This window comes from Enterobacter cloacae complex sp. 2022EL-00981, from assembly GCF_028737495.1.
GTDB classification, from domain to species: domain Bacteria; phylum Pseudomonadota; class Gammaproteobacteria; order Enterobacterales; family Enterobacteriaceae; genus Enterobacter; species Enterobacter cloacae.
In genome coordinates this window covers 85,970-111,716 of sequence record NZ_JAQZRK010000009.1, presented here as the reverse complement: position 1 = coordinate 111,716, position 25,747 = coordinate 85,970, and the positions used below count along the sequence as shown (strand labels likewise).

The 25,747-nt window shown below is 52.7% G+C and carries 24 protein-coding genes and 3 tRNA genes; 10 read left to right on the top strand and 17 right to left on the bottom strand.

From position 1 onward, the window contains the following. Nucleotides 1–199: 199 nt before the first annotated feature. The 6 genes from PUZ33_RS10700 to uvrY all read right to left on the bottom strand — a co-directional run bounded on the left by PUZ33_RS10700 (nt 200) and on the right by uvrY (nt 3,738). Nucleotides 200–286: transfer RNA gene (locus tag PUZ33_RS10700), tRNA-Leu, on the bottom strand. A 12-nt stretch (nt 287–298) separates the two neighbouring features. Next, nucleotides 299–372 (bottom strand) — tRNA-Cys (locus PUZ33_RS10695). A 47-nt stretch (nt 373–419) separates the two neighbouring features. After that, nucleotides 420–495, bottom strand: a tRNA-Gly gene (locus tag PUZ33_RS10690). Nucleotides 496–647: 152 nt separating this feature from the next. Continuing rightward, nucleotides 648–1,196, bottom strand: coding sequence for a CDP-diacylglycerol--glycerol-3-phosphate 3-phosphatidyltransferase (gene pgsA / locus PUZ33_RS10685; protein ID WP_013096028.1), 549 nt, complete (start codon nt 1,194–1,196; stop codon nt 648–650). A gap of 56 nt (nt 1,197–1,252) precedes the next feature. Then, nucleotides 1,253–3,085 carry an excinuclease ABC subunit UvrC gene (gene uvrC / locus PUZ33_RS10680; RefSeq protein ID WP_013096027.1) on the bottom strand — a complete coding sequence of 611 codons (1,833 nt, stop codon included), beginning with the start codon at nt 3,083–3,085 and terminating at the stop codon, nt 1,253–1,255. Then, entirely contained in the window at nt 3,082–3,738 is a 657-nt protein-coding gene (gene uvrY, locus PUZ33_RS10675) for a UvrY/SirA/GacA family response regulator transcription factor (RefSeq protein ID WP_013096026.1), read from the bottom strand. Before uvrY ends, uvrC begins: the two co-directional genes overlap by 4 nt. Nucleotides 3,739–4,137: 399 nt before the next feature. Between uvrY and PUZ33_RS25215 the strand changes: the two genes are divergently transcribed. Together PUZ33_RS25215 and PUZ33_RS10670 are read left to right on the top strand one after the other, a co-directional pair. Next, complete coding sequence (locus PUZ33_RS25215) at nt 4,138–4,218, top strand: hypothetical protein (protein ID WP_418250438.1); 81 nt, start codon at nt 4,138–4,140, stop codon at nt 4,216–4,218. After that, a complete protein-coding gene (locus PUZ33_RS10670; protein WP_013096025.1) occupies nt 4,205–4,429 on the top strand; it encodes a DUF2594 family protein in 225 nt (74 codons plus the stop codon). Before PUZ33_RS25215 ends, PUZ33_RS10670 begins: the two co-directional genes overlap by 14 nt. Nucleotides 4,430–4,494: 65 nt before the next feature. On the opposite strand, the gene sdiA is transcribed toward PUZ33_RS10670, so the two are convergent. From sdiA to PUZ33_RS10625, 9 genes are all read right to left on the bottom strand, one after another. Continuing rightward, the gene (gene sdiA, locus PUZ33_RS10665) at nt 4,495–5,217 is read right to left on the bottom strand and encodes a transcriptional regulator SdiA (protein ID WP_045903201.1); all 723 of its coding nucleotides are present in this window, start codon (nt 5,215–5,217) and stop codon (nt 4,495–4,497) included. Between the two features lie 221 nt (nt 5,218–5,438). Further along, nucleotides 5,439–6,191: an L-cystine ABC transporter ATP-binding protein TcyN gene (gene tcyN, locus PUZ33_RS10660; protein WP_013096023.1), complete on the bottom strand. Its 753-nt coding sequence runs from the start codon at nt 6,189–6,191 to the stop codon at nt 5,439–5,441. Beyond that, nucleotides 6,188–6,856 carry a cystine ABC transporter permease gene (gene tcyL / locus PUZ33_RS10655; RefSeq protein ID WP_013096022.1) on the bottom strand — a complete coding sequence of 223 codons (669 nt, stop codon included), beginning with the start codon at nt 6,854–6,856 and terminating at the stop codon, nt 6,188–6,190. The genes tcyN and tcyL overlap by 4 nt, the downstream gene beginning before the upstream one ends. 21 nt (nt 6,857–6,877) lie before the next feature. Further along, nucleotides 6,878–7,864: a D-cysteine desulfhydrase gene (gene dcyD / locus PUZ33_RS10650; protein ID WP_045903203.1), complete on the bottom strand. Its 987-nt coding sequence runs from the start codon at nt 7,862–7,864 to the stop codon at nt 6,878–6,880. A 107-nt stretch (nt 7,865–7,971) separates the two neighbouring features. Next, nucleotides 7,972–8,772, bottom strand: coding sequence for a cystine ABC transporter substrate-binding protein (gene tcyJ, locus PUZ33_RS10645; protein ID WP_013096020.1), 801 nt, complete (start codon nt 8,770–8,772; stop codon nt 7,972–7,974). A gap of 86 nt (nt 8,773–8,858) precedes the next feature. After that, nucleotides 8,859–9,410: a flagella biosynthesis regulatory protein FliZ gene (gene fliZ, locus PUZ33_RS10640; RefSeq protein ID WP_013096019.1), complete on the bottom strand. Its 552-nt coding sequence runs from the start codon at nt 9,408–9,410 to the stop codon at nt 8,859–8,861. A 54-nt stretch (nt 9,411–9,464) separates the two neighbouring features. Continuing rightward, nucleotides 9,465–10,184 carry an RNA polymerase sigma factor FliA gene (locus PUZ33_RS10635; protein ID WP_013096018.1) on the bottom strand — a complete coding sequence of 240 codons (720 nt, stop codon included), beginning with the start codon at nt 10,182–10,184 and terminating at the stop codon, nt 9,465–9,467. A 334-nt stretch (nt 10,185–10,518) separates the two neighbouring features. Next, nucleotides 10,519–14,691 carry an O-linked N-acetylglucosamine transferase family protein gene (locus PUZ33_RS10630; protein WP_274205315.1) on the bottom strand — a complete coding sequence of 1,391 codons (4,173 nt, stop codon included), beginning with the start codon at nt 14,689–14,691 and terminating at the stop codon, nt 10,519–10,521. 128 nt (nt 14,692–14,819) lie between these two features. Then, nucleotides 14,820–15,713 carry a flagellin N-terminal helical domain-containing protein gene (locus tag PUZ33_RS10625; protein WP_045292520.1) on the bottom strand — a complete coding sequence of 298 codons (894 nt, stop codon included), beginning with the start codon at nt 15,711–15,713 and terminating at the stop codon, nt 14,820–14,822. 390 nt (nt 15,714–16,103) lie between these two features. On the opposite strand from PUZ33_RS10625, the gene fliD reads away from it, so the two are divergent. The 4 genes from fliD to amyA are packed head-to-tail and all read left to right on the top strand — an operon-like array spanning nt 16,104 to nt 19,867. Beyond that, complete coding sequence (fliD, locus tag PUZ33_RS10620) at nt 16,104–17,528, top strand: flagellar filament capping protein FliD (protein ID WP_045292522.1); 1,425 nt, start codon at nt 16,104–16,106, stop codon at nt 17,526–17,528. Between the two features lie 14 nt (nt 17,529–17,542). After that, nucleotides 17,543–17,947 carry a flagellar export chaperone FliS gene (fliS, locus tag PUZ33_RS10615; protein WP_045292524.1) on the top strand — a complete coding sequence of 135 codons (405 nt, stop codon included), beginning with the start codon at nt 17,543–17,545 and terminating at the stop codon, nt 17,945–17,947. A 5-nt stretch (nt 17,948–17,952) separates the two neighbouring features. Further along, nucleotides 17,953–18,327: a flagella biosynthesis regulatory protein FliT gene (gene fliT, locus PUZ33_RS10610; protein WP_058681655.1), complete on the top strand. Its 375-nt coding sequence runs from the start codon at nt 17,953–17,955 to the stop codon at nt 18,325–18,327. 52 nt (nt 18,328–18,379) lie between these two features. Next, nucleotides 18,380–19,867 (top strand): alpha-amylase, encoded by a 1,488-nt coding sequence (amyA, locus tag PUZ33_RS10605; protein ID WP_058681656.1) that lies wholly within the window; start codon nt 18,380–18,382, stop codon nt 19,865–19,867. A 93-nt stretch (nt 19,868–19,960) separates the two neighbouring features. Here amyA and yedD read toward each other — a convergent pair whose 3' ends face one another. Together yedD and fliE are read right to left on the bottom strand one after the other, a co-directional pair. After that, entirely contained in the window at nt 19,961–20,374 is a 414-nt protein-coding gene (yedD, locus tag PUZ33_RS10600) for a lipoprotein YedD (RefSeq protein WP_013096004.1), read from the bottom strand. A gap of 75 nt (nt 20,375–20,449) precedes the next feature. Next, on the bottom strand, nt 20,450–20,764 hold the full coding sequence (gene fliE / locus PUZ33_RS10595) for a flagellar hook-basal body complex protein FliE (RefSeq protein WP_013097729.1): 315 nt from the start codon (nt 20,762–20,764) through the stop codon (nt 20,450–20,452). Nucleotides 20,765–20,992: 228 nt separating this feature from the next. Between fliE and fliF the strand changes: the two genes are divergently transcribed. From fliF to fliI, 4 genes are read left to right on the top strand one after another with little or no spacing between them, the layout of a single operon-like run. Then, nucleotides 20,993–22,672, top strand: a complete 1,680-nt coding sequence (gene fliF, locus PUZ33_RS10590) for a flagellar basal-body MS-ring/collar protein FliF (RefSeq protein ID WP_023619799.1) — start codon at nt 20,993–20,995, stop codon at nt 22,670–22,672. After that, nucleotides 22,665–23,663 carry a flagellar motor switch protein FliG gene (fliG, locus tag PUZ33_RS10585; RefSeq protein WP_008500327.1) on the top strand — a complete coding sequence of 333 codons (999 nt, stop codon included), beginning with the start codon at nt 22,665–22,667 and terminating at the stop codon, nt 23,661–23,663. The genes fliF and fliG overlap by 8 nt, the downstream gene beginning before the upstream one ends. Further along, nucleotides 23,656–24,366, top strand: a complete 711-nt coding sequence (gene fliH / locus PUZ33_RS10580) for a flagellar assembly protein FliH (RefSeq protein WP_013097731.1) — start codon at nt 23,656–23,658, stop codon at nt 24,364–24,366. The genes fliG and fliH overlap by 8 nt, the downstream gene beginning before the upstream one ends. After that, a complete protein-coding gene (gene fliI, locus PUZ33_RS10575) occupies nt 24,366–25,736 on the top strand; it encodes a flagellar protein export ATPase FliI (protein ID WP_013097732.1) in 1,371 nt (456 codons plus the stop codon). The genes fliH and fliI overlap by 1 nt, the downstream gene beginning before the upstream one ends. Nucleotides 25,737–25,747: the final 11 nt, after the last annotated feature.

Below are 25,747 nucleotides of genomic sequence, written 5' to 3'. Positions count from 1 at the left end.
ACCGGAAAACAGGCAAAGCGGCCTGGTTCTCTATGCTGGAGGCGACACGTTCGATTCGGCATTGCCAGGCTGAAGATTGCAGCTCATCGCACCCCGTGAGCACAGGATATGCACAGGACATGAATTTCAGGCACAAAAAAACCACCCGGAGGTGGTTTCACGACACTGCTTATTGCTTTGATTATTCTGATGTTTCCCATGGTACCCGGAGTGGGACTTGAACCCACACAGCGCGAACGCCGAGGGATTTTAAATCCCTTGTGTCTACCGATTCCACCATCCGGGCTCGGGAAGAAAGTGGAGGCGCGTTCCGGAGTCGAACCGGACTAGACGGATTTGCAATCCGCTACATAACCGCTTTGCTAACGCGCCGTTAAACTTTTTTAAACTGACACCCGCTATTGCGCATGTCTTTAATCTGGAGCGGGAAACGAGACTCGAACTCGCGACCCCGACCTTGGCAAGGTCGTGCTCTACCAACTGAGCTATTCCCGCATGTCATCAAGTTAACTGCTAACCACTTGATTTCATTATCGTCCGGCTAACTGTGCCGCCGTTCGATGCGTTGCATTCTACTGATATGACGTGATGAGTCAACGTTATTTTTTGCATCCCCGGATCGTTTGCTGAAAATTACGGCGAAACGATCACTGTTCAAGCAAATCTCCGCGCGCCGCGTTCAAATATTGCAGCATTGACCACAGGGTCAGCACCGCGGCAACCCACAGCAGGCCGATTCCCGCCCACTCTACCCAGGCGTTCGGACGCCACAGCATCCAGACCAGCGCCGCCATTTGCGCGGTGGTTTTCACTTTACCGATCCAGGATACCGCCACGCTGCTGCGTTTACCCAGTTCAGCCATCCATTCACGCAGTGCAGAGATGATGATCTCGCGTCCAATCATGGTGGCGGCTGGCAGTGTCACCCACCAGGTGTGGTAATGTTCAGCCACCAGCACCATGGCAATAGCCACCATCACTTTATCGGCCACCGGATCGAGGAAAGCACCAAAACGGGTGCTTTGGTTCCAGCGGCGCGCCAGATAGCCATCAAACCAGTCGGTGACCGCGGCAACCAGGAAAATCAGCGCACAGGCAAAAGGAGCCCAGACAAACGGCAGATAAAACGCGAGTACAAAGAACGGGATAAGCACGACGCGAAAGAGAGTGAGCAACGTAGGGATGTTATATTGCATGATGACGGTAACTATTTGTTGTCAGTAAAATTTAGCTCTATGTTGCTACAGAGCCCTCAATGTTTCAACGAGTAGTAGATCTTTTCTGCCAGCCCTTGCGAAATACCCGGCACTTTTGCAATTTCCTCCATGCTGGCGTTGAGTAATCCTTGCAATCCGCCCATATACTTCAGCAGCATCTGGCGACGTTTTGGCCCAACGCCTTCAATGGTCTCCAGCGTGCTGGTGTTTTTCACCTTCGCCCGTTTTTTACGGTGACCGCTGATGGCATGATCGTGTGACTCATCGCGAATATGCTGAATAACATGCAGCGCCGGGGAATCCGGCGGCAGGCTAAAGCCCTCACCTTCCGGCTCGAAGAATAGCGTCTCCAGCCCGGCTTTACGATCGGCCCCTTTTGCCACCCCCAACAGCAGGGGATGGTTTTTATCCCAGCTGACGTCAAGGGATTCAAAGACCGCCTTCGCCTGGCCGAGTTGCCCTTTCCCGCCGTCAATCAGGATCACATCCGGGATCTTGCTCTCTTCAATGGCTTTACCATAGCGACGACGCAGCACCTGATTCATTGCCGCATAGTCATCCCCCGGGGTGATGCCGGTGATGTTGTAGCGACGATACTCAGCACGCAGCGGACCGTTCGCATCGAACACCACGCAGGAAGCAACGGTCTGCTCCCCCATGGTATGGCTGATGTCGAAACACTCCATGCGTTTCACTTCCGGCAATTTCAGAAGCGTCGCCAGAGCCGTTAAACGCTGGCTCACCGTCGACTGCTGGGAAAGTTTGGTGCTGAGCGCTGTCGCGGCATTGGTACGCGCCAGCTTCAGATAACGCGCACGGTCGCCGCGCGGTTTGGTCTGGACATTCACCCGGCGTCCCGCCAGCTCGGATAAAGAATCGGCCAGCAGGGTTTTATCGGCAAGATTAAAATCAAGCAGGATCTCCGACGGCAGCGTGCGCATCTGGCTCCCCTGCAGATAAAACTGGCCGACAAACGTTTCAACCACTTCACCCAGCTCCGTACCGCCTGGCACTTTCGGGAAATAGCTGCGGCTGCCGAGCACTTTGCCCTGACGAATAAACAGCACATGCACACAGGCCAGACCGGCATCAAAGGCAACGCCGATCACGTCGAGATCGTCACCGGTGTTCGAAACAAACTGTTTCTCCGTCACCCGGCGCACCGCCTGAATCTGGTCACGTATGCGCGCGGCCTCTTCAAACTCCAGCGCGGCGCTGGCTTTCTCCATACGGGCAATCAGTTGGGTCAGGACCTGATCGTCTTTACCGGCTAAAAACAGGCGCACGTACTCAACCTGCTGCGCGTACTCTTCTTCACTCACCAGCCCGGCGACGCAGGGCCCCAGACAGCGGCCAATCTGGTACTGCAGGCACGGACGCGAGCGGTTACGGTAGACACTGTTTTCGCACTGACGAACAGGAAAGATTTTTTGCAGCAGCGCCAGCGTCTCACGCACGGCATAGCCGTTAGGAAACGGCCCAAAGTATTCACCCTTCGCATGTTTCGCACCACGGTGCATCGCGAGCCGGGGATGGGTATCGCCGCTCAGAAAAATAAACGGGTAGGATTTGTCATCCCGCAGCAGAACGTTATAGCGCGGCTGATAGAGCTTAATATAGTTGTGCTCGAGCAGGAGTGCTTCTGTCTCCGTATGGGTGACGGTGACATCAATATTCTGGATGAGCGCGACCAGCGCTTCAGTCTTACGGGAGGCAAGGTTGCTGCGAAAATAGCTGGAGAGGCGTTTCTTGAGATCTTTCGCCTTCCCCACGTAGATAACCGTACCGCCAGCGTCATACATGCGATAAACGCCAGGCTGGCTGGTCACGGTTTTCAGAAATGCTTTTGAATCAAATACATCACTCACTGACTTAATAACGTCTCCGCATTACACAGACCATGACGGATGGCAAGATGAGTCAGTTCAACATCACCGTGGATGTTCAGTTTACTGAACATCCGATAACGATAGCTGTTCACCGTTTTCGGGCTGAGATTCAGTTGCTCCGAGATCTCATTTACCTTCTGGCCTTTGGTGATCATCAGCATAATCTGCAATTCACGCTCAGACAAACTGGCAAACGGAGATTCGGTTTTCTCCGGCTCAATCTGGCTCAGCGCCATTTGTTGCGCAATGTCGGAAGCAATGTAACGCTGGCCGGCAAAGACGGAACGAATCGCGTTCACCACTTCCTGCGGCGCGGCGCCTTTACTGAGGTAACCTGCCGCCCCTGCCTGCATCACCTTCGCAGGAAGCGGGTTTTCGGTATGTACGGTCAGCATGATGACTTTTGTGTCAACAAAGGTACGCGCGATTTTGCGTGTTGCTTCAAGCCCACCGATACCGGGCATGTTCATATCCATCAGCACCACATCGGCTGAATTGGTGCGGCACCATTTAACGGCATCTTCGCCACAGCACGCCTCACCGGCAACTTTAATACCTTTTATATCTTCAAGAATGCGTCGTATCCCTGCGCGCACCAGTTCGTGGTCATCAACAAGAAGGACGTTGATCAAAGGGAATGTCTCCAGAATAGGGATAACGCTACTGAGTGATAATTGGCTTTATATTAACGTTTTTCCTCACAAGATTAAAACGTTAAAAAACCGGCTATTCGATTTCGCTCGCGTTTTTGGAAATTAGCCTGTACAGATGCTGGAAAGAAAGCCCGCGCGGTGAGCGCTTGTACGGCTTTTTTTAAGCATCTGTATTCAAAAAGTTACAAAAATCGCTGCCCCGTCACGGTCAAAAAAACAGTTCTCAAATTTTTGTAACAATAATTAACGGCAAGCGAACCGGCCATAAACAATTAATAATCTTCGACCCTGTACAGTTTACTGGCACGCGGTGTTTATGCAAATAAACACCCTGCGGAAAAGTATGAAAAACAACCGCTGCATTTTTTGGAACAGCTTGTGGTATACTCCGCCGCCTTGACTTGCATCATCGCGCGCGAGCGCTGTTTTATAACGAGGAAAATAAATGAGCACACCTGAATTTGCAACTGCGGAGAATAGCCAGGAACTGGCCCAGGAAGTCAACTGCCTGAAAGCCCTGCTGACGCTGATGTTACAGGCAATGGGTCAGGCTGACGCCGGACGTGTGATCATTAAAATGGAAAAGCAAATCGCGCAGATGGAAAACCAGGCTGAGTCAGCGGTATTTGCCAATACCGTTAAGCAAATTAAACAAGCCTACCGTCAGTAAAAAAAACGGCTGAATGTGTTGCATTCAGCCGTTATCTCGTCTGGCACGCAGAACGTTCTCTCTGCTCAGATTAACCCTGTCGCCGCCGCGTAACACGCAATCTGCGTCTTGTTTGGCGCGTTGAATTTCTTCTGCATATTCTTCTGATGGAAGTTAACGGTATTCTCCGAGATAGAGAGAATGATCGCTATTTCCGCTGATGTCTTCCCTTCCGCAGTCCATTTCAGAATTTCCCGCTCACGTTTGCTGAATTTCATTTCGGGTGGCATCACCATCTCATCTTCAAAACGCAGCAGGCTGGTTAACGCCATTTGCAGCAGCATCTGCAACCGCAGCTCTAATTCTTCGCTGGTGACCGCGCCCGCCTGAACGTTGGTACACGAAACGGACAGGAAACCGAGCGCGTGATTTGGCAGCATCAGGCACTGTGTTATTCCCTTACGCAAGCCATGGTCGCGTGCGCCATTCCATAATGCCTCAGCGTCCGCGAATAATTCATCCGTCCAGGGTAAATGGCCCTGAATGAAATTCTCCGGTTTGAGCACCGGATCAATGGCGAAATAATTCTCTGACTGATATTGCGCCATCCACCGTTGTGGATACGTGGCGTGTACAGATATCCTGGGGCGCGTAAATGGCACAGGATGGCGTACACAGAGTGCGTAATAATCAAATTCGAGCGCCTGAGTTTGTCGCTGTAGTTCCTGATATACCTCACTGGCACTGGTCAGTGCCTGAAACCGGAGGAAGCAATCCCGTCGCCAGGTGAAAAAGTCTGAATCCTTCATACTTACTAAATGAAGCCTCTGAAATGATATTCATTATTAAGGTGAATATAACCTAACACATAAAACTTATTTCTAACCACAAAATATCGGCAATAGCACAATTAACTTTAGTTTTGATAAGGTTTATCTGTACTGAGCGGAATAAAAAAACATGGCAGACGAAACCGCGAGAGAATAATTTGCTCCAGAAGAAAAATCTGGAGCAAATGCGTGCAAAAATGCTACTGCATAAGGAATTTTTCAAGGAATTGACGGGTTCGCGGCTGCTGCGGGTTGGCAAATAAACTTTTTGCCGGCCCCTGCTCCACAATCCGTCCTTGATCCATGAAAATAGCCCGGTCGGCGACGTCACGGGCAAAGCTCATTTCGTGAGTCACAATGACCATGGTGCGTTTTTCCTGTGCCAGCTGACGAATAGTGTTAAGCACCTCGCCCACCAGCTCAGGATCAAGCGCAGAAGTGGGTTCGTCAAAGAGGATCACATCCGGGCGCATTGCCAGCGCGCGGGCTATCGCCACACGTTGCTGTTGCCCGCCCGAAAGACGACGCGGATAGCTGGTCTCTTTCCCTGCCAGCCCCACTTTGGCAAGCAGTTCACGCGCGCGTGCCGTGGCTTCCTCTTTTGGTTCACCTTTCACAATCACCGGACCTTCAATAATGTTCTCCAGCACCGTCCGGTGCGGGAACAGATTGAAGCTCTGGAAAACAAACCCCACGTGCTGGCGCAGCTGGCGGATCAGGCCTTTTTGCTGGCTGATGGATTTACCGGTATCAATGGTGATCTCCCCAACCCGAATGGTGCCTCCCTCCGGCTGTTCAAGCAGGTTAATGCTGCGCAGCAGCGTGGTTTTTCCTGAGCCGCTCGGGCCGATAATCGCCACCACTTCACCCTGCTCCACCTCCAGATCGATCCCGTGGAGCACCGTTTGCCCGTGGAATTTCTTCACCAGGTTTTTAACGTCGATAGCACTCATTTTGGATCACGCTCCTGGCGGTTAAGCTGGTTTTCAAAATAGTTTTGCAGGGCAGACAGCACCGTTGCCATCACCCAGTAGATCAGCGAGGCAGCAAGATACATGGTAAACACTTCAAGCGTGCGCGAGGTTATAAGCTGCGCCTGACGGAACAGCTCCGGCACCTGAATCGTCGCCGCCAGCGAGGTGTCTTTCACCAGGCTGATAAAGCTGTTGCTGAGCGGTGGCAACGCCACCCGCGCCGCCTGCGGCAGAATGGCCCGGCGCAAGGTTTGCCACGGTGTCATACCGATACTGGCCGCGGCTTCCCACTGCCCTTTATCAATCGACGAAATTGCCGCACGCAGGGTTTCCGAGGTATACGCCGCCGTATTAAGCGACAGACCAATCATCGCCGCCGGGATCGGGTCCAGTTCAATCCCGAACTGCGGTAAACCGTAGTAGATCATAAAGAGCTGCGCGATAAGCGGCGTACCGCGAAACACAGAGATATAAAAGCGAGCCAGCCAGCGTACCGGCCAGACGGGCGACATACGCATTAAGGCCAGCACAAACCCGAGTACCAGGCCGAAGAACATGCCACCAATACTGAGCTGTAAGGTGAACACCGCGCCTTTCAGCAGGAACGGCAGCGAATCGATAACCAGTTGAATACTTTCTTGCATTATTATTTTTCGACCTGATTTTTAGACATGAGGATGATAGGCAAACAGCGCGGGCGCGCCGCCGGTGTGCACAAATAAAATCGGGCCTTCATCCTTAAAGCGTTTCTGCGCAATGCCATCAATAAGCCCGGCCATCGCTTTGCCCGTATAGACCGGATCCAGCAGTATGCCCTCAAGGCGCGCCAGCAGTTTAACCGCTTCCATTCCCTCTTCGTTCGGCGTGCCGTAACCCGGCGCAAAATAGTCGTCCCACAGCAGAATATCGGCCTTTGCCTTCAGCTCCAGCTGCTCTGCCACCGCCTGCTGCAAGCTCACCACTTTGGGTTTCTGATCCGCAACGCTGCGCGATACCGTCACACCAATCAGCTCAACGTCCGGCAGCAGGTGCTCCAGCCCGACGGCCAGCCCAGCGTGCGTGCCCGCACTGCCAGAGGCAACCACCACTGACGATAGGCTCACCGCCCCTTCGCACTGCTGAGCAATCTCCAGCGCGCTTTCCACATACCCCATCGCACCCAGCGCATTCGAGCCGCCCACCGGAATGACATACGGACGAAAGCCCTGTGCTTCAAGGCGTGTGGCCAACTCATCGAGCTGTGCGGTCGGGTCGGTCAACGCATCGACCATTTCAACCTGCACGTTAAAGAGATCTAGCAGCAAACGGTTGCCGTTGGTCAGGTAGTTCTCTGCCCGTGTACCGATTGGGTTTTCCAGCAACGCCACGCAGTGCAGCCCAAGTTTTGCCGCCACCGCCGCCGTCTGGCGAACGTGGTTGGACTGAATCGCCCCTGCGGTGACGAGCGTATCCGCCCCTTCACGCAGCGCGTCAGCCGCCAGAAACTCCAGTTTGCGCAGCTTATTGCCCCCCATCGCCATTGGCGTCACGTCATCACGCTTAATAAAAATATCGCGTCCTAAATAGTCAGAAAATCGCGGCAGATACTCCAGCGGCGTCGGCGCGCCGATAAACTCCAGGCGGGGAAAGCGCGTTAAATTCTGTAGTGACATGGGTTCTCCGGTAACTCAGACAAAATGTGATATTTTTCATTATGCACGCAGACGCGTAAGAAATAAAAAAGGCGCTTTTAAAAGCGCCTTTTTTTAACGTCAAAGACTTATTTGGTGACGTCTGCCCCAAACCACTTCTCAGAAAGCGCTTTCAGGCTGCCGTCTTTTTGCATATCCGCAATGGCGGAGTCGATCGCCTTGACCAGGTCTTCGTTACCTTTACGGACAGCAACCCCGGATTCCTGACGAGAGAACGCATCACCGGCGACCGCCAGGGTGTTGTTGGTTTTCTTCACCAGATCCAGCGCCGCCAGACGGTCAACGAGGATGGCATCGATACGGCCAACGCGGAGATCCTGGTATTTTGTCGGGTCATCATCATAGGTGCGGATATCCACACCCTGAACGTTCTGGCGCAGCCACTCTTCGTAGTTGGTTCCCAGACCGACACCGACTTTTTTACCTTTCAGATCCGCGGCCGTTTTGATTGAGCCTTCGTTACCTTTCTTCACCAGCGCCTGGATACCGGACACGGTGTACGGCGTGGAGAAGTCATACTTCTTCTTACGCTCGTCAGAAATGGTCACCTGGTTAATCACCACATCAATACGTTTGGAATCCAGCGACGCCAGCATACCGTCCCATTTGGTCGGTTTCAGGGACGCTTTCACGCCAAGGTGTTTCGCCAGTTCCTCTGCAAATTCCACTTCGAAACCGGTCAGTTTACCGTCATCACCCTGGAAGCTGAACGGAGGATAGGTTCCTTCCAGCCCGACCAACAGCGTACCGCGCTCTTTCACTTTGTTAAGCAGGTTCTCTGCGGCGAAGGTTTTCACGCTCATTCCCGCGACCAGCGCAACGGCCATAACGCCCATCAGCGCCTGACGACCCAGAAGTGCTAATTTCATAAGTACCCCGATATAGTGGAATTTTTGTGTAGTGTAGAGAAATCGCCTGCAAGGTCAAAGGCGACTGCGCTACATTTTATTCTTTTTTAATATATATCAGAAGTTGTCCCGGCGTGGGCTTTCTGCTTTACCGCCGCCGGCATTTGGACCTTATATTGTGCGTACTTGCGCAGCGCAATACGGTAGTTATTAGTACTGGTCGCAGGCAGCCACGGCTCCAGGTTTTCATCCAGATAGCCGGTCTTGAGCAGATCGCGGGAAATATTATTCACGGTGAGATGCTGTCCCAGGCGACGCAGGCGAACCACGTATTCGCGAACGGTCCCGTGACTCATCTCGGTCTGTTCAAACAGGAACTGTTTGAAACCGATAATATCGAAGAAGTCGCTTTGCTCTTTGCAGTGGAGATCGCCACAGAAACGGCAAAGCGCCACCCACTCTTTCTGCTCTTCGAGCCACGCGGCTTCGTCCATCAACGTGTCGAGACGAGAAATCGCAATTTTATTGACGATTTCGCCACGACGAACCAGCGTGATACGATCGAGTAACTTGTTACAGTGGGCGCAATGCGTCTGGCTGTGTTTAAAGTCTTTCAGGTAGCGGCTTAAAGGCCGTCTTTTAGATTGCTGCACCGTCATGATAACTCCTGGTTGTCAATACGTTGTGCGGCATTTTTCAGGTGAATCAATCACCTATAACTTACCCAGCTTGGTTCGTAAGCGTTTGATGGCCTGGCTGTGCAGCTGGCTTACCCGCGACTCTCCCACTTCCAGAACAGCGCCAATCTCTTTGAGATTAAGCTCTTCCTGATAATAGAGGGTTAACACCAGCTGTTCGCGCTCTGGCAAAGCTTCAATGGCTTCCATCACGCGCTGGCGTAAATTACCTTCCATTAAATGGTGTAACGGGTTTTCTTGCTGATGCTCATCCGTCACCAGCTCGATGCTATCGCCATGCTCTTCGCGCCACTCGTCATAAGAGAAGAGTTGGCTATTATTGGTATCGAGCAACATCTGACGATACTCTTCAACAGGAATACCAAGCCGTTCCGCCACTTCCGTTTCCGTCGCGTTGCGTCCCAGTTCCTGTTCCAGCTGCCCCATCGCATGCGCCACTTCGCGCGCGTTGCGGCGAACACTGCGCGGCACCCAGTCCCGGCTGCGCAGCTCGTCCAGCATCGCACCACGAATACGCTGAACTGCGTAAGTGGTAAATGCCGTTCCTTGCAGAGCGTCGTATCGGTCAACTGCATTCAATAACCCGATACCGCCCGCCTGTAGCAGATCGTCCAGTTCCACGCTCGCCGGCAAACGCACCTGGAGGCGCAATGCTTCGTGACGCACCAGCGGGACATAACGCTGCCACAGCGAGTGTTTATCCATTACACCTTCAGCGGTATAGAGTGAATTCACGATAAACAGCCCTGCGTTAGTTGAGTTATCGGCATGATTATCCGATTCTGCAGGGGTTTTAATCGGGTGAATAAGGGAACAAAAAGTGGGTTATTTGGCTAACGCCAGGGGAAGAGCCAGACAATTTGGGGCTAACCGCCTAAAAAAACAGGGGATAAATTACCATCGACATAAAGAAATCGAGGCATCCGGGCATGACTAAAACACCTGCCGCTCCGTTTGTCTTGAAGGGAATAGTGTGTCCTTCGCGTACAGATTTTCGCTGCACGCAACGAACACTAAAAACACATAGCAGCGCATTTAACAGTCCTGTTAAATGCGCTAACACAACGTCTCAGCTATCAACTCTACAGAAAATATAAAAATCAGCAAACGACGTGTTGTTTTGATCGTTAGCGTCAAACTGATATTTATTGGGTATGTACTTATGTAAAACCCAAGATTCGCCTCTGTTTTTTACGACCCAATCCGTGAATTTTCGATGATAGACGTGCGGGGCATATCTCGAGATGGACACGTTGAATTCCTCATTATTCGAAGCATAAACGATGACAAATTTCGATGCGGCAGAGAAAAGCATCTGCATATATTTTTCAAAGATTTCATCTTCAATAAGATGATATATCACGTCCAAGGAGAGGGTTAATTCCGCCTGCTGCCCTGTCCAGTAATCTACCGGATAAAAATCTTTTGTCGGGTCATTGCAAAACCTGTTCTGGCAGAGTTGTATCGCATGGTCAGAGATATCGAAGCCAGTATAGCGAGGATAGTCAGCGAGGGATAACTGGTTACCATCACCGCAACCGAACTCCATCACAGACTTCACCTTCTCCTCTTTCACGAACGCATTAATAACCTCGGCCTTAAAGTCAGCCAGTCGACCGTAAGAGCCCGCTCCGGAGTTGCCTTTTAAGCGGTAACGATCGTCCCAGCACTGGCCCGACTGGCGGAAGACCAGAGATTCATTCTGAGAGGCGCTGTTAGGGGCAGCCTTAGTCACCAGACGATCAATAACCGCTTTTGCTTCCGGCGCAAATCCATAATGGGCAATCATGTTTTTAATATACTTGTCGTTCTCACCTTGCAGCAAGTTATTCTGCCACAGGCCAACTTCCGAGGTTCCGTTCCATTCCTCAGATATCATATGCTCAGGAACAACATTAAATTTTACCCCGTTCATACGACACATCCAGAACAGCCAGACATCATCAGCTCCTGGTGATAAATGTTCAAAAATCTCTTTTTTAAGCACATCAGCGTGGAAACACTTCGGCGGATAAAGTGCGCCGAAGCCTGTGGTCGGGAAAATAAGATTAGAAAGATCTGTGGTGACTGAGTAATTCCATTTCCACTCTTTGTAAGGAACGGGGGTTTTATCGCTACCAAGGCGGATTTTATGTGCCCGGTGCGCAACCACCGTTTTATAATCCCCGTCCCAACCAGCTATAAGTTTTTCCAGCCATTCCGGCTGATAGGCTAAGTCATCATCGGCTGTCACGATGAAAGCATTCGGTTCCTCGATTAACGTCGGGACAATTTTCTTGTAAGAGCGAATATCTTCGCAAAACTTTATCTCTATGCCCTTCGCAGCAAAGGCTAGTACGCTTTGTGGAACGAGATGGCGCTCCGACTCGGCAAGCCACAAAATAATACGATCCGCTTTAACGGTTTGTTTCAATAAACATTGCAGTGTGTAATGCAGCGTAGCAAAACGCTTATGCCAGGAAGTTAAGCTGATAACAAGCTTTTGCGGTAAACCGTGTTTCCGTTGTTTTGCAGTAGTTTGCTGGTGGGGTAATAGAATCTCATTAATATAGGCCTCTGCACGCCCAGACGAATGTGCCTGCAACAGTGTGGCCGCAACGTCATGCAGGCCATAAACCACATGCATAATAAAGGCTAATTTTTCATGCTGCGCACTACTGAGATTGCACAGCTTGTGCTCGCCCGGAATAAATATCGCTTTCGCCGACACCATGTGTGTTGAGGCCATAGGCTCAGCGTTAGCAATAACTTTTGGCGCACCGTACTCAACGTCCGTAAAGCTGTGGAAGATAAAGCCAGAGTGCGCGAGTACGCTGCCAATCGCGTCCAAGGACATCTGGCCCTGATGGGTATTCGCAAAGGTAATTTTGACTTCAACGGTCAGACACTCCTGCAGAATGCGCGACCCATACTGGAAGACGGGTGCCAGATCAAATTTATTATCCAGCACCAGCAGATCGACCTTTTCCAGCCCATGTATATTATCAAGCTGAGATGACTGTGATTTCAGCTCGACGAGAACTTCTGCACCAGCGGCGTTCATTGTATTCAGAGGTTTTAGCGTACTGCTTAGCTGATTATCCATACACATATACACCGGCGTGAGTTCGCCGTTGCCTAAGGTGTGCAGTTTGATGTGCTGCATTGATTTTTTGCGCGGCGGCAGATGTTTATCTTCGACGATCCCGAGGGTATCCATAATGATAAAGTAGAATGAGTCCAACTCGGTCAGGCTGACAAATTTTTTACCCGTTGTGAAGCTGCCTCCAAAGTCCATGGTGATGACCTTACCCGCCAGCTCGAAGGAGAAGCCTTCACTTTCGATTCGTTTCGCTGCAACGTCAACCTCTGCCGGCATCTTCAGTTCGACCGGCTGGGTATCATCCAGGAAATAAGGTGCCGCGTCGTGGCGCAGGGTCAGTGCCTCGGGCATTTTACCTTCACAATAACGCTGCCAGACGGCGCGCATAGCCTGCGAGAAATGTTTTGCAAAGCGCTGGCCGTCGCATACCGGCGAGGCCAGTAAAATCTCGCGCATATTGCCGCGAATAATCTCCAGGCTTTTTAAGTCCTGGGTCAGGCCGACGGTAATATCGATAAAGTTCTGCCAGTCTCTTGCCACCAGCTCCTGCAGGCCCGCGTTAACCAAGTGAGAGGCGGAGTGACGACCGGCAAAGGTCGGGCCCGGCAAGGTCACGACAGGCACCCCCATCGCCAGAGCTTCACAGGTGGTCAGCCCACCGGAGTACGGCCAGGGATCGAGGGCAATATCTACCTCGTTATAGCAGGCCAGTAGCTCCTGATGCGGTGCCATCCCTTCGATACGCACGCGTTTGCGCGCGATGCCGTGACCTTCAAGGGTCGTTAATACACGCTCTTTTAAGTTCTCGTTATCAAAGTTAAAGCTTTTCAGGAAAAGCCTAGAATCCGGCACGCAGTGCAAAAGCACCGCCCACTGGTTTAATAAAAACGCATTGATTTTAGAGGCGTTATTAAAACAGCCAAAGGTGAAGTAGCCTTTGGTTTTAACAGGCATTTCGCTGACCGCCGGGAGGTAGAACGGCGGATCGTAGCAGATATAGTCATCCGGCATACGGATCAACTTTTCGGTATACAGTGAATCCGCCCACTCCGGCGTTTCGATGGCGTCGCTAAGCAGATAGTCCATGCCGACCAGCCCAGTGCTGCTGATTAACCCTCCTACCCACTTGATTTGAATAGGCGCAGGCTGCAGCTGGAAGGTTTGCATACGGCTGTTAGCGTTGTATCCGCATAGGTCAAACAGAATATCAATCTCGTCTTCGCGGATAATCTTATCAAGTTCGGTGGCGCCAATATGCTCAACGACCCGCCAGTTCGCGCACATGCGCTTCAGGCGATGGGTCAGGTGATCTTCCTGGTAGTTGGTGCTGTAGGCGTAGAATTCAATCTGGGAGGCAGGAACGTGCTCTAACCCCATCACAATCATCTGCCCGACCGGATGTAAGCGCAGACCATCCGAAACAAGACCAATACGCAGGCATTTATCTAATGCTTTATTTTTGGCAACCGCACGCTTAGCCGAGCGCGGGGGGAACTTTTCCTGCCAGTTTTTACACAATTCAAGAATGTCTTCGGCACTGCGCTCCGGATTATAGTGGGCACCAACGATACGGTTAAAATAGGGCGTAGGGTTGTCTTTTGAGACTTCACAGCTGTGCTGGTACGCCTCATCCATCTCGTTGAACTGGCTCAAGTCTTGTTGGACCATCCCGAGATTATTCCAATAGAGCCAGTTAGCTGGCATTTCAGCGGTTAACTGCTTATAAAGCGCCTGCGCCTCTTCATACTTTTTTGCTTTCTGCAGAACGGTAGCGTGAAGCAGACGCAGCGGCCTGGCGGCACTGTTGTCTATACGAGAAATCGCATCCGTTAGATATTCTTCTGCTTCCGACAAACGATCGCTGCGGTATAATAAATCTGATTTAGCATAGATGGCTTCGACATTAGTTCTGTCAATTTTCAATGCATTATCAATACATTCACCCGCCTGGAAAAACTGCCCCAGTCTCTGATGAGCGCGTCCAGCGATGACCAGTAGTAGGATATTATCCTTATTGTTCACCATTAGCTCATTTACCAGAGCAAGAGAATCTTGTGGGCTGGTAGTTAACCAGTCCACAGCAAGACGCATCTTCTCATTAAGCAAATTATTAATAGCCTGTTTACTATTTGGGAAAGACGTGGCGGGTGATTTTTTCATAAAGGCACATTAATCCAGGTTAAACCGTCTGGCTGAGATTGGGCGTTCAGTATAAAAAGCACAAAAGAAAATAACGGGTGAAATACCCGTTATTTTTTAGCTTAATTAGACAGATTGTAACTGAGCGATTAACGCAGCAGGGACAGAACGGTCTGAGGAACCTGGTTAGCCTGAGACAGTACAGAAGTACCAGCCTGCTGCAGGATCTGCGCGCGGCTCATGTTGGATACTTCGGTCGCGTAGTCAGCATCTTCAATGCGGCTCTTCGCAGCGGTGATGTTGGTCACGGTGCTGTTCAGGTTGTTAACGGTAGATTCGAAACGGTTCTGGCTCGCACCCAGGCTTGAACGCAGTGAGTCAACGTCAGAGATCGCTTTGTCAATTTCAGCCAGCAGACCTGAAGCAACGGTCGCAGTTGCAGCGGTAGCACCGCTAGCAGGGGAGTAAGTTGCCAGGATACCAACGGAAGCTTTACCGGTAGAACCTTCGGTGATACCAGACATTTTGGCGTTGCCGGCGAACAGAGTAGAAGAGTCAATTTTCTTCAGGGAAATGCCGATAGTTTCGGAATCGTTCGCGCCAACCTGGATGTTCAGGGTCTGAGCAGTAGACAGGACTTTCACACCGTTAAAGCTAGTCTGGCTAGCAACACGGTTGATCTCTTTCATACGATCAACAACTTCGTTGTTGATGGAAACCAGGTCATCAGCAGAGTTAGTACCGTTCTGAGCCTGTACGGTCAGTTCACGAATACGCTGTAAGTTGGTGTTGATTTCGTTCAGTGCGCCTTCGGTAGTCTGTGCAACAGAGATACCGTCGTTAGCGTTACGTGCAGCCTGAGTCAGTCCTTTAACCTGTGCAGTCATACGGTTAGCAATTGCCTGGCCAGCAGCGTCATCTTTTGCACTGTTGATACGCAGACCAGAGGACAGACGCTCGATCGCAGTACCCAGGGAAGACTGAGATTTGTTCAGGTTGTTCTGAGTAGTCAGGGACAACAGGTTAGTATTGATAACTGCCATAATTTTATTTCCTTCAAAAATGGGTTTAGGTTTCGGTGCCTAACACTCACGGCGTCTCTCACCGTCAACAAGGTTATCGACGCATCCCAAAAAGACTTTAGAATCAATTTCAAAAAAAAATTATTTCATTGATTTATATGCGTTTATATATCAAACCTGCTTTGCAGTGACGCATCCCAAAAGCAAATCCTCTGCCCTGTCAGTGCTTGTTTAACACTTCTCGTTCATGGGCGTAAGTTGCCCTTTTATTTACCTCAAGGTGTAATCCAGCTATAAGCCCCCGCCTCTGGTGGCTATTCCAGGGATTATTTTTTTGTCTCTGGCGTAAACTTTTCCACCAATGCGCCGATAAAGAGTCCTGTTCTACCACCGCATTTAAGGAAAACAGATATGGCTACTATCACTAACCTCGGGATAGGCTCAGCAGGACTCGGGGACCTGTATAATCAGTTAGATACAGCAGAAAGAACGAAGCTGAAAACCATTACAACGCAGCAGACGACCTACAATGCGCAATTAAGTGCGTACGGCAAGCTGCAGAGCGCCATGACAAACCTACAAACTGCGACGGCAGCACTGGCAAAACCTGCGACCTGGAACTCCACGTCTGTCAGCAGTACGAATACCGCGTTCACGGCGACAACTTCGACTGAGGCTTCTACCGGCACGTTCACGGTCAACGTGAACCAAATGGCCAAAGCGCAGGTCCTGACCAGCGGCTCTATTTCAAGTAATACTGAAAAATTGGGTGAAGTAACCGGTGCTAAACGTACCATTACGATTACCCAGCCAGGTACGAAAAAGCCGCTGGAAGTTGAGCTCTCTGACGCAGACACGTCTCTGAGCGGCATCGCTAGCGCGATTAACAAAGCGAACGGCAACGTCACCGCCAGTGTCATTAAAGCTAAAGATGGCGACTACCGTCTGTTGCTGACTTCGAAATCAACGGGTACCGACGGTCAGATGACCATTAATGTCACCGGCGACAATACCTTACAGGCAGCGATCGGGTATGACTCTGCAAGCGCTACGGGTGCACTAACCGTACAGACGAAAGCACAAAATGCAATCATGGTGGTGAATGACATTACCATCGAGCGTCAGAGCAACACGATTTCTGATGCGCTGCCGGGCGTGACGTTTACGGTCAAAGCGGAGAGTAAAGCAGACGAAACGCTGGATATTACGCGTGCAACCGATGCAAATCAGAAAGCGATCTCTGACTGGGTAACGGCGTATAACTCGCTACAGTCCACCATCAACAGCGTCACCAAGTATGTGGCTGTAGACGCGGGTGAAGATCAGTCCGCCAGCAACGGGGCATTAGTGGGTGACGGTAATGTCCGTAGCATCCAGGCGCAGCTTCGTAGCATGTTGACGGATATTCAAAGCGGCTCCGTACAGATTATGGCGCAGTTAGGTATTACTCAGGACCCGGCGAAAGGTAGCGATGGCACTATGGGTAACCTGAAAATTGATAATGATAAACTGAAAAAGGCACTAACAGACAACCCTGCCGGTGTACAGCAATACTTTATCGGTGATGGAACAACCACCGGGCTGGCCACTAAAATGAGCAGCACGCTGGATTCTATGCTGAGCACCAGCGTCGGTAAAACCGGGGTCATCCAGAATGCCAAAGACGGTATCAATAAAACACTGAAGAGTCTGAGTGAACGCTACGATGATATGGAAGCGTCTATCGATGCAACTATGGCGCGATACAAAGCCCAGTTTACCCAGTTGGACGTACTGGTGACGAAAATGACCAATACAGCGAACTATCTGACTCAGCAGTTCACTAAATCATCATAAATGTAGGAGTAAGTATGTATAACACCTCTGGTGTCCAGTCCTATCAAAATATAGGAGTGGAAAGCGCGGTGATGAATGCCAGCCCTCACCAGTTGATTGTCATGCTCTTTGATGGGGCGCACAGCGCCCTTATCCGAGCGCGCTTGTTTCTTGATGCAGGACAGCTTGCAGAGAAAGGCCAGGCGCTTTCAAAAGCAATCAATATCATCGACAACGGATTGAAAGCAGCGCTGAACGTGGAGGCTGGAGGAGAACTGTCAATTAATCTGGCGTCTTTATACGAATATATGGTTCGACGGTTATTAATTGCGAATTTGCATAACGACGTTGAGGCAATTGTAGAGGTTGAAAACCTTTTAAACAATATTGCGGATGCGTGGAAGCAAATTGGCCCCAATGCGTCCTCTATCTCAGGATAATTTTGATGAATATGCCCAGCGCAGCGCTTAGTCACTGGCACGCTTTACATGCTCAAAGCATAACGATGCTAAATCTTGCTCATACCGGTAAGTGGGATGAGCTCATTGAGCAAGAGATGCATTACGTTCAACTGGTAGAAAGTATTTCCAGTAATCCCATTACGTCGTGCTCTCCTGCTCAAGTAGAGCAAGCGCGTTTCCTGTTAAAAAAGATCCTCGAAAATGAGAATGAACTTAAAGCACTGCTTCAGTCCCGCATGGACGAACTGCGCAGCCTCATTGATCAAACCGGTAAACAGCAATCCATCACATCAACCTATGGAAAGCTGTCAGGGAATATTCTTTATCCAGAAAGTTTGACCCGCGACACACAATTATGATTTCTTCATCCATACTCCAGAAGTCAGCCAAACGGCTTCTGGAGCACGGACGATGAAAAACCCCACCCTGTTACAATCCTTTCACTGGTATTACCCTGCAGGCGGTGAATTGTGGCGAGAGGTCACGGCATTAGCCCCCAATCTTAACGAAATCGGCATCAATATGATCTGGCTGCCGCCAGCCTATAAAGGCGCATCGGGCGGTTACTCGGTCGGGTATGATTCTTACGATCTGTTTGATCTCGGCGAGTTTGACCAGAAAGGCAGTGTTGCCACCAAATACGGTGATAAAGCCCAGCTTCTGGAAGCCATTGATGCGCTCAAAAGCAATAACATCGCGGTGCTGCTGGATGTGGTGGTTAACCACAAAATGGGCGCCGATGAGAAAGAGCACGTTCGCGTTCAGCGCGTGAACGAACAGGACCGCACGCAAATCGATGATGAGATCATCGAGTGCGAAGCCTGGACCCGCTACACCTTCCCTGCCCGCGCCGGACAGTATTCGCAGTTCGTCTGGGATTACAAATGCTTTAGCGGCATCGACCACATCGAAAACCCCGATGAGGATGGCATCTTCAAAATCGTCAATGACTACACCGGCGAAGGCTGGAACGATCAGGTCGATGACGAAATGGGTAATTTCGACTATCTGATGGGCGAAAATATCGATTTCCGTAACCATGCCGTGACGGAGGAGATCAAGTACTGGGCGCGCTGGGTCATGGAACAAACCGGCTGCGACGGATTCCGCCTGGATGCGGTCAAACACATCCCCGCCTGGTTCTATAAGGAGTGGATTGAACACGTCCAGGAAGTGGCAACGCAACCGCTGTTTATCGTCGCGGAATACTGGTCGCACGAGGTGGATAAACTGCAGGCGTATATTAACCAGGTCGAGGGTAAAACGATGCTGTTTGATGCCCCCCTGCAGATGAAATTTCACGAGGCCTCGCGTCAGGGGCGGGACTACGACATGAGCCAGATTTTCACCGGCACGCTGGTGGAGGCCGATCCGTTCCATGCGGTGACGCTGGTTGCCAACCATGACACCCAGCCGTTGCAGGCGCTTGAAGCCCCGGTGGAAGCCTGGTTTAAACCGCTGGCTTACGCTCTGATCCTGCTGCGGGAAAATGGCGTGCCGAGCGTGTTTTATCCCGATCTCTTTGGCGCCAGCTATGACGATACCGGGGGAGACGGTGAAACCTACCACATTGATATGCCGGTGATTGAGCAACTGCACGAGCTGATCCTCGCCCGTCAGCGCTTTGCCCACGGCGTGCAGACACTGTTTTTTGACCACCCTAACTGCATCGCATTCAGCCGCAGTGGCACGGAAGAGGATCCCGGTTGCGTGGTGGTGATGTCCAACGGTGATGATGGCGAGAAGGTGATTTGCCTTGGGGAAAACTACGGCAACAAAACCTGGCGTAATTTTCTCGGCAATCGTGAAGAAACGGTCACCACCGCAGCGGATGGCGAAGGGACATTTACCTGCAAAGGCGGAAGCGTGAGCGTGTGGGTGATTGAGGATGCATTGTAGAAACAATGCCGGGTGGCGGCTTCGCCTTACCCGGCCTACAAAAGCCCCGTCCCGTAGGCCGGGTAAGCGTCAGCGCCACCCGGCAACTAACAGCTACGGTAGCTTACTTTCCAGCGGATTTTTGCTCAGGTAATCGGCACACTCCACCGTTGGGCGATCGACCTTCTGCAGCTCCATGCCATCATACTCCAGCACCGAGCCATCGCGCTCCAGCGGGTAGATATCCAGCTTGCTGGTTACGTTGTAATAGCTGTCTGAACGCAGCATGATTTTACCCGGCACGGCAATTACGCGCTGCCATTGACGGCAGTCCAGCGTATCGCCCTCCTCCGTCACCACCAGCGTGGCAATCGCCTCCGGGCTGACCATTTTGCTCTGCGGCCCTTTTGACTGCCAGTATCCCGCCAGATGTGCCGGAACAGGATGTTTGATCACATCCTTGTAGCTATCAACCTGTACGCACCCGGTGAGTGCCAGCAGCGCGCCAGCAATTGCTATTTTTTTCATCATCTTTCCTGCATTCGAAGAAAAAAATATTGTGGCATTAAAGCGCTAAGGCTGCCAGCGAAGATCGTCCAGGTCTTAGACCTGCATCCCCATCACTTCCTGATACGCAGACACCAGCTTATTACGCACCTGGATCCCCATCTGCAGAGAGACCGAGGCTTTTTGCAAATCGGTCATCACATCGTTCAGCGCCACGCCAGGTTCACCGAGGGTGAACTTCTCGGCCTGGGTACGCGCAGCGGTCTGGGTATCGCTGATACGGTCGAGCGCAGCATGCAGTTGCCCGGCAAAGCTGATGGTCGGCTGCTGTTCTGCCACATTCTGATTACGGGCCGTCATCGCGGTTGCCTGCAGCTGACTGATAACCCCTTCAATACCCTGTATAGCCATGACTCTCCCCTGGATGGTTTTTTACGCGGTCAAGACTAACAGCTTGTCAATAAGATAATGGCGGTAAATAGCGATAAAAAACCAGGTTATTTGGCCCATAGAAAATCACGAATCATCAAATAATGGCTGGGCCATCAATATGGAACTTTTGTCGTGTTTGCCGACCCGGGAGTCAGTTTTGTTTCTCTACACGAATAACGTAAACCACCAGGATTTAAGAGGTGCGCAATGAGTGCAGCAGCATCGACAGCGCCGCAGAATAAATCACTCGAGTGGATGAACCGCCTTCGCGCGAATCCTAAAATCCCGTTGATCGTGGCAGGCGCTGCCGCAATTGCGATCCTTGTAGCGATGGTGTTGTGGGCGAAAAGTCCTGATTACCGCACGCTTTACAGCAACCTTTCCGATCAGGATGGCGGCGCCATCGTCACCCAACTGACTCAAATGAACATCCCTTATCGCTTCGCCGATAACGGGGGTGCGCTTGAGGTACCGGCAGATAAAGTCCATGAACTCCGTCTGCGTCTGGCGCAGCAGGGCCTGCCGAAGGGCGGCGCGGTGGGTTTTGAACTGCTGGATCAGGAAAAGTTCGGTATCAGCCAGTTCAGCGAGCAGGTGAACTACCAGCGTGCGCTGGAAGGTGAACTGGCCCGCACGATTGAAACATTAGGCCCGGTGAAGAGCGCCCGCGTGCACCTTGCCATGCCTAAACCGTCCCTGTTTGTCCGCGAACAGAAATCCCCGTCGGCTTCCGTCACCGTCAACCTTGAACCCGGCCGGGCGCTGGATGAAGGGCAAATCAGCGCGGTTACACATTTAGTTTCCAGCGCCGTCGCCGGTTTACCGCCGGGTAACGTCACGCTGGTTGACCAGAGTGGTCACCTGCTGACCCAAAGCAATACCGCCGGGCGCGATCTGAATGACGCGCAGCTGAAATATGCCGCCGATGTGGAAGCGCGCCTCCAGCGCCGCATCGAAGCGATCCTCGGCCCGGTTGTGGGTAACAGCAACGTCCATGCCCAGGTTACCGCGCAGATCGACTTCTCTAATAAAGAACAGACCGAAGAGCAGTACCGCCCGAACGGCGATCCGGCTCAGGCAGTGATGCGCTCTCGCCAGGTTAACGAAAACGAACAGGTTGGCGGTGCATACCCAGGCGGCGTGCCGGGCGCACTCTCTAACCAGCCTGCCCCGGCTAACGCGGCCCCTATTTCCACGCCGCCGGCTAATCAGCAGAACGGTCAGCAAAATCAGCAGACCACAACCTCGACGGCCAGCAATGCCGGTCCACGTACCAGCAGCCGTAACGAAACCACCAACTACGAAGTGGATCGGACTATCCGCCACACGAAACTGAACGTAGGTGATATTCAGCGTCTGTCGGTGGCCGTCGTGGTGAACTACAAAACGCTGCCGAATGGCAAACCGCTGCCGCTGACGGCAGAGCAGATGAAGCAGATCGAAGACCTGACCCGTGAAGCGATGGGTTACTCCGAGAAGCGTGGCGATAGCCTCAACGTGGTGAATTCACCGTTTAACCCGGTAGATGAGACCGGCGGTGAGCTGCCGTTCTGGCAACAGCAGGCGTTTATCGATCAGCTGATGTCTGCGGGCCGCTGGTTGCTGGTGCTGATTGTCGCCTGGCTGCTGTGGCGTAAGGGCGTTCGTCCTCAGTTGCAGCGTCGTGCAGAAGCCGAGAAAGCAGCTCGCGAACAGATGAACGCGCGTCAGGAAGTGGAAGAAGCGGTTGAAGTCCGCCTCAGCAAAGACGAACAGATGCAGCAGCGTCGTGCTAACCAGCGCATGGGGGCTGAGGTCATGAGCCAGCGCATTCGCGAAATGTCAGATAACGATCCGCGCGTCGTGGCGCTGGTCATCCGCCAGTGGATGGGTAACGAACATGAGTAATACGCTTACGGGCACCGATAAAAGCGTCATCCTGTTGATGACCATTGGCGAAGATCGTGCGGCTGAGGTGTTTAAACACCTCTCCCAGCGAGAAGTACAAATTCTGAGTGCGGCCATGGCCAACGTGCGTCAGATCTCCAACAAACAGCTGACCGAAGTGTTGTCGGAGTTTGAGCAGGAAGCCGAACAGTTTGCAGCGCTCAACGTCAACGCCAACGACTATCTGCGCTCCGTGCTGGTTAAGGCGCTGGGCGAAGAGCGTGCCGCCAGCCTGCTGGAGGACATTCTCGAAACGCGCGATACCGCCAGCGGGATCGAAACGCTCAACTTTATGGAGCCGCAGAGTGCCGCAGACCTTATTCGCGACGAGCACCCGCAGATTATCGCCACCATCCTGGTTCACCTCAAACGTGGTCAGGCGGCCGATATTCTGGCGCTGTTCGAAGAGCGCCTGCGTCACGATGTGATGCTGCGTATCGCCACCTTCGGCGGTGTCCAGCCAGCGGCGCTGGCGGAGCTGACCGAAGTGCTGAACAACCTGCTCGACGGCCAGAACCTCAAGCGCAGCAAAATGGGCGGCGTGAGAACGGCAGCGGAAATCATCAACCTGATGAAAACGCAGCAGGAAGAAGCCGTTATTACGGCGGTTCGCGAATTCGACGGCGAGCTGGCGCAGAAAATTATCGACGAGATGTTCCTGTTCGAAAACCTGGTCGAAGTGGACGACCGCAGCATCCAGCGCCTGCTCCAGGAAGTGGACTCCGAGTCGCTGCTTATCGCCCTCAAAGGTGCCGAACAGCCGCTGCGCGAGAAGTTCCTGCGCAACATGTCCCAGCGTGCGGCAGATATCCTGCGCGACGACCTTGCCAACCGTGGCCCGGTGCGTCTGTCTCAGGTGGAAAACGAACAGAAAGCGATCCTGCTCATCGTTCGTCGTCTGGCAGAAACCGGCGAGATGGTAATTGGCAGCGGAGACGACACCTATGTCTAATGAGCTACCGTGGAAGCGCTGGACGCCTGACGATCTGGCCCCTGCCCTCTCTGAATTCACCCCGGCTGTCGTAGCGTCGCCCGAGGAGGGCGACACCGACGTCGAGGCGCCTGAACTGAGCGAAGAAGAACAGCGCACGCAGATGCTGGCGCAGTTACAAATGCAGGCGCATGAGCAGGGTTTTAATGCAGGTCTGAACGAAGGCCGACAGAAGGGCCATGACCAGGGTTATCAGGAAGGTCTGGCGAAAGGGTTAGAACAGGGTATTGAGCAGGCGCGCCAGCAGCAGGCGCCTCTCCATGCCCGTATGCAGCAACTGGTCAGCGAGTTCCAGCACACCCTGGATGCGTTGGACAGTGTGATTGCTTCCCGGTTGATGCAGATGGCGCTGGAAGCGGCCCGTCAGGTGATTGGTCAGACCCCGGCGGTCGATAATTCAGCGCTGATCAAACAAATTCAGGGCCTGCTGCAGCAAGAGCCGTTGTTCAGCGGGAAACCGCAACTGCGCGTTCATCCGGACGATCTCCAGCGCGTGGAAGAGAGTCTCGGTGCCACGCTGAGCCTGCACGGCTGGCGTCTGCGCGGTGACCCGTCGTTACATCACGGCGGATGCAAAGTCTCCGCCGATGAAGGCGATCTGGATGCCAGCGTCGCCACCCGCTGGCAGGAACTGTGCCGCCTGGCGGCTCCGGGAGTCGTCTGATGACCGCACGCCTCACTCGCTGGCTCAACACGCTCGATAACTTTGAAACGAAGATGGCGCAACTGCCATCTGTTCGTCGTTATGGGCGCCTGACCCGCGCCACCGGTCTGGTGCTGGAAGCCACCGGCCTGCAGCTGCCTCTGGGGGCCACCTGCGTGATCGAGCGTCAGGATGGGCAGGAAACGCGAGAAGTGGAAAGCGAAGTGGTGGGCTTTAACGGCCAGCGTCTTTTCCTGATGCCGCTTGAAGAGGTGGAAGGCATTCTGCCCGGCGCGCGCGTCTATGCAAAAAACATCATCGGCGATGGTCTGCAAAGCGGTAAGCAGCTCCCGCTCGGCCCTGCCCTGCTGGGCCGCGTGCTGGACGGCAGCGGTAAACCGCTCGACGGCCTTCCCGCCCCGGACACCACCGAAACCGGCGCGCTGATCACCCAACCGTTTAACCCCCTGCAGCGTACCCCGATCGAACATGTTCTTGATACCGGCGTGCGCCCGATCAACGCCCTGCTGACCGTCGGTCGCGGCCAGCGTATGGGGCTGTTCGCCGGTTCAGGGGTGGGTAAATCGGTCCTGCTCGGCATGATGGCCCGTTACACCCAGGCCGATGTGATCGTCGTGGGGCTGATCGGTGAACGTGGCCGCGAAGTTAAAGACTTCATTGAAAACATTCTGGGTGCGGAAGGCCGCGCCCGTTCGGTGGTCATCGCCGCCCCGGCGGATGTCTCCCCGTTGCTGCGTATGCAGGGTGCCGCATATGCCACCCGCATCGCCGAAGATTTCCGTGACCGCGGCCAGCACGTGCTGCTGATCATGGACTCCCTGACCCGTTACGCGATGGCGCAGCGTGAAATCGCGCTGGCCATCGGTGAGCCACCGGCCACCAAAGGCTATCCGCCGTCGGTCTTTGCCAAACTCCCGGCACTGGTTGAACGCGCAGGGAACGGCATTAGCGGCGGTGGCTCCATTACCGCGTTTTATACGGTGCTGACCGAAGGCGACGACCAGCAGGACCCGATTGCCGACTCTGCGCGTGCGATCCTCGACGGTCATATTGTGTTATCGCGTCGCCTGGCCGAAGCCGGACACTATCCGGCCATTGATATTGAAGCATCCATCAGCCGCGCAATGACGGCGCTGATTACCGAGAAGCACTACGCCCGCGTGCGTAACTTCAAACAACTGCTCTCCAGCTTCCAGCGCAACCGCGACCTGGTGAGCGTGGGGGCGTATGCCAAAGGTAGCGATCCCATGCTCGACAAAGCGATTAGCCTGTGGCCGCAGCTGGAGGCATTTTTGCAACAAGGCATATTTGAACGTGCCGACTGGGAAGATTCGATTCAGGCTCTGGAGCTGATTTTCCCGCAGGTGTAACACAGGTGGAG